The organism is Streptomyces himastatinicus ATCC 53653 (assembly GCF_000158915.1).
GTDB lineage: Bacteria > Actinomycetota > Actinomycetes > Streptomycetales > Streptomycetaceae > Streptomyces > Streptomyces himastatinicus.
In genome coordinates, this window is record NZ_GG657754.1 from 8,644,890 (window position 1) to 8,648,269 (window position 3,380).

The following is a 3,380-nucleotide window of genomic DNA, read 5'->3' on the forward strand; positions in this document are numbered from 1 at the left end:
ATGTGGCCACCGCCGCCGTGTGGGGCCTGGTCCGATCGGCGCAGACCGAGAACCCGGACCGGATCGTGCTCGTCGACACCGACGACATGGACGGTCTGCCCCGGCTGCTGCCGTCCCTGCTGGCCTCCGGCGAGCCCCAGATCCTGGTGCGCGGCGGCGACCGGTACGTGCCCGGCCTGGTGCGCGCGGAACCGCCCGCGGCGACGGCGGAACCGGCGTTTCCGGCCGACGGCACGGTGCTGATCACCGGCGCGTCGGGCACACTCGGCGGACTCGTGGCCCGTCACCTGGTGGCCGAACACGGCGTCCGCCACCTCGTGCTGGCCGCCCGCCGGGGAGCGCCGGAACTTGCCGATGAGCTGGCCGGGACGGGCGCCACGGCGTCCTCCGTGGTGTGTGACGTCAGCGACCGCGACGCGCTCGCCGCCCTGCTCGCCGCCATTCCGCCGGACCGGCCGCTGCGCGCCGTGGTGCACGCCGCCGGAACCCTGGACGACGGTGTGATCGGCTCGTTGACACCACAGCGGCTGCGTTCGGTGCTGGCGGCGAAGGCCGACGGTGCTTGGCATCTGCACGAACTCACCCGTGACCTGGACCTGTCGGCCTTCGTGCTGTTCTCCTCGCTGTCCGCCACGCTGGGCACCGCCGGGCAGGGCAACTACGCCGCCGCCAACGCCGTCCTCGACGCCCTGGCACACCAACGCCGTGGTCTGGGCCTGCCCGCGCTGGCCCTGGGCTGGGGCCTGTGGGCCGAGCGCAGCGCGCTGACCGGACGGCTGGACGAAACCGACCTCGCGCGCCTGACCGGTGCCGGTGTCCGGCCGCTGGCCACCGAAGAGGGGCTGGCGCTGTTCGACGCCGCCCTCGGCACGGACCGGGCGCAGCTGCTCCCGGCCCGCCTGGACCCGACGGCCCCGGATTCCACGGCCGACGGCACACCGCCCCTGCTCAGCACCCTCGCCCCGGCACGGCGCCGCCGCACGCCCGCCCCGCTCACCGCCGGTCCCCTCGCCACGGGTGGCACCACCCACGACGGGCCCGGCACCGGTGGTCTGCGGGCGATGTCCGAGGACGAGCGGGAACGCTTCGTCGAGCGGCTGGTGCTGGGCGAGACCGCCGCGGCGCTGGGACACGACTCCGACACCGGCATCGACCCCGACGCCGACTTCCAGCGCCTCGGTTTCACCTCACTGACCGCGCTGGAGGTACGTAACCGGCTGAGCGCCCGCACCCGGCTGCGGCTTCCCGCGACCCTGGTGTTCGAACACCGCACCCCGAGGGTGCTCACCTCCTTCCTCACCGGCAGGCTGCTCGACGCCGAACAGCCGTCCTCCGCCGTCCGGACCACCGCACCGACGGCCGAGGGGACGGCCGAGGTGGCCGATGACGACCGTATTGCGGTCATCGGCGTCGCCGGCCGCTACCCGCTGGCCGGGACGGTCGGCGAGCTGTGGGACAACCTCGCCCGGGGCAGGCACTGCATCCGCGAGGTCCCCGCCGAACGCTGGGACGCCGACGCGCACTACGACCCGTCCGGCGTGCGGGGCGCCTACAGCAAGTGGGCAGGTTTCATCGACGACGTCGACGCGTTCGACCCGATGTTCTTCCACATCTCGCCCGCCGATGCCGAGGCCATGGACCCGCAGGAACGCCTGTTCCTGCAGACCGCGGCGGCGACCCTGGAGGACGCCGGCTATCCGGCGGCCACGCTCGCAGCGCAGGGACCCGTCGGTGTGTTCGCCGGTGTGATGAGCAACGACTACGCGTGGATGGGCGGCGAGGCCAGCGCGCTCGGTGTGCCGACCGACGCCTACTCCCGCCACTGGTCGGTCGCCAACCGGGTGTCGTCCTTCTTCGACTTCACCGGACCGAGCCTCGCGGTCGACACCGCGTGCTCGGCCTCGCTCACCGCCGTCCACCTGGCATGCCGCAGCATCCTGAGCGGGGAGTGCGCGGCGGCCCTCGCGGGCGGCGTCAACCTCATCCTGCACCCGCAGCACCTGCGCAGTCTGGCCCAGGCGGGGATGCTCTCCCACGACGACCGGCTCAAGGCGTTCGGCGCCGACGCGGACGGCTTCGTCGACGGCGAGGGCGTGGGCGCCGTCCTGCTCAAGCCGCTGGCCGCGGCGCTGGCCGACGGCGACCGGGTGCTCGGAGTGATCCGCGGATCGGCCATCAACGCGGGTGGCGACGCCGGTGGTTACACCGTGCCCAAGGCGTCCGCCCAGGCCGCGGTGATCCGCGGCGCACTGGACCGGGCCGGTGTCACGGCGCGGACCATCGGCTACGTGGAGGCACACGGCACCGGCACCCACCTCGGCGACCCGATCGAAATCGCGGGACTGACCGAGGTGTTCGGCGGGCCCGTGGACCCGGAGCGCCGGGCGGAAGGGCCGGCGGTGGCGCTCGGCTCGGTGAAGTCCAACATCGGCCATCTGGAGGCCGCGGCCGGTATCGCGGGTCTGACCAAGGTGCTGCTGCAATTCCGGCACGGAATGCTGGCACCGTCGCTGCACGCGGACCGCCGCAACCCGGAAATCGACTTCGCGAGCACGCCGTTCGAGGTACAGCGGACACTGCGGCCCTGGAGCCCGCTGGAGGACTCCGGCGCGGACGGCGCCCCGCAGCCGTCGCCACGGCGTGCCCTTGTCAGCTCTTTCGGCGCGGGCGGCGCCAATGCCTGTGTCGTTCTGGAGGAGTATCCGTTGGCCACCGAGTCCGAGCCGGAGCCGATCGACGAGCAGTCCGAACAGCTGCTGGTGCTCTCGGCCAGGACCGAGGAGCGGCTACGGGCCTACGCGGCGGACTTGGCCACCTTCCTGGGCGGCGGCCACACCCCGTACGAGACGGCTGTGACCGGGGACGCCACGCAGGACGCCGGACGTCTGTGCCTCCGGCTGGCCGCGGAGATGGCGGGCGTGGCACCGGACTCCCTCGACCTCGCGACCGATCTGGTGGACTGCGGCTTCGGCGTGGCCGAGCGCGCCCACTACTACTCGCTGCTGGCCGAGGAGCTGGGCACCGAGCTGCCCCCGGCCGCCACGATGGCCGGGACCATCGGAGCGGTGGCGGACGCGGTGGCGGGCCTGATGCCGCACGGCGAGGAGACGGCGACCGGCAACGTGCCGGGTGGCGAGGCCACCGCCCGCCGGGGTCCGCGACTCGCCGATGTCGCCCACACTCTGCGATCGGGCCGTACCGCCTACGAGTTCCGGCTCGCCCTGACGGCCACTTCGGTGTCCGAGGCCGCACGGCTGCTGGAGATGTACGCGGCGGGCCGGGACGAGGGCCGGCTCAGCACCGGGCGCACGGCCCGTATCCGGGTGTCGCTCTCCGATGACGAGACCACCGCCCTGGAGGCCGCGCTTGAGCCGGGGCGA

The 3,380-nt window shown here is 73.6% G+C and carries 1 protein-coding gene; it reads left to right on the forward strand.

Annotated features, from left to right (window positions below; genetic code table 11):
• Nucleotides 1–3,380: type I polyketide synthase (locus SSOG_RS36980; protein ID WP_154686122.1), on the forward strand; the 3,380-nt coding region annotated here is incomplete at both ends.